Source organism: Ewingella americana, assembly GCF_006438725.1.
Taxonomy (GTDB): domain Bacteria; phylum Pseudomonadota; class Gammaproteobacteria; order Enterobacterales; family Enterobacteriaceae; genus Ewingella; species Ewingella americana_A.
In genome coordinates this window covers 1-1,056 of the sequence record NZ_RCZD01000026.1, presented here as the reverse complement: position 1 = coordinate 1,056, position 1,056 = coordinate 1, and the positions used below count along the sequence as shown (strand labels likewise).

Genomic DNA, 1,056 nt, shown 5'->3' with positions numbered 1-1,056 from the left:
TGGGCTGTTCCCCGTTCGCTCGCCGCTACTAGGGGAATCTCGGTTGATTTCTTTTCCTCGGGGTACTTAGATGTTTCAGTTCCCCCGGTTCGCCTTGCATGGCTATGTATTCACCATGCAATAGTGTGACGTATCACACTGGGTTTCCCCATTCGGGTATCGTCGGTTATTACGGTTCATATCACCTTACCGACGCTTTTCGCAGATTAGCACGCCCTTCATCGCCTCTGACTGCCTAGGCATCCACCGTGTACGCTTAGTCGCTTAACCTCACAACCCGAAGGTGTCTTTTTTCTTAGTAAAAAGAAGAAAGCACGCTACGTGCTGCAAGTCTTGAGAGACTCAACACAGGGTACTCCTTACCTCAATAYTTCTACGGAGAGATAAGTTTCAGCTGTGTCGTTTCAATTTTCAGCTTGTTCCAGATTGTTAAAGAGCAAAATACTTCGCAGCATACTGTTACCAATATACTCTGAAGTATTATTTAATAGACCGTATGGATATGGTGGAGCTAAGCGGGATCGAACCGCTGACCTCCTGCGTGCAAGGCAGGCGCTCTCCCAGCTGAGCTATAGCCCCATACAGTCACTTACAGATACCTTTATTACTCACTCACCAGATGATGAGTCAGCCAATTCACTTCAGAAAAGAGAATTGGTAGGCCTGAGTGGACTTGAACCACCGACCTCACCCTTATCAGGGGTGCGCTCTAACCACCTGAGCTACAAGCCTATAAAGGTATTTCTGCTCGTTACTTTTTCATCAGACAATCTGTGTGGACACTGCACAATGCGTATCTTTAGGTAAGGAGGTGATCCAACCGCAGGTTCCCCTACGGTTACCTTGTTACGACTTCACCCCAGTCATGAATCACAAAGTGGTAAGCGCCCTCCCGAAGGTTAAGCTACCTACTTCTTTTGCAACCCACTCCCATGGTGTGACGGGCGGTGTGTACAAGGCCCGGGAACGTATTCACCGTAGCATTCTGATCTACGATTACTAGCGATTCCGACTTCATGGAGTCGAGTTGCAGACTCCAATCCGGACTACGACATA

At 48.2% G+C, this 1,056-nt stretch carries 2 tRNA genes and 2 rRNA genes; all 4 read right to left on the bottom strand.

Features of this window, described 5'->3' with window-relative positions:
• A 23S ribosomal RNA gene (locus EAH77_RS24965) occupies positions 1–270 on the bottom strand; the annotation flags it as partial.
• A gap of 233 nt (positions 271–503) precedes the next feature.
• Positions 504–579, bottom strand: a tRNA-Ala gene (locus EAH77_RS24960).
• Positions 580–655: 76 nt separating this feature from the next.
• A tRNA-Ile gene (locus tag EAH77_RS24955) sits at positions 656–732 on the bottom strand.
• A gap of 72 nt (positions 733–804) precedes the next feature.
• Positions 805–1,056, bottom strand: a 16S ribosomal RNA gene (locus EAH77_RS24950); the annotation flags it as partial.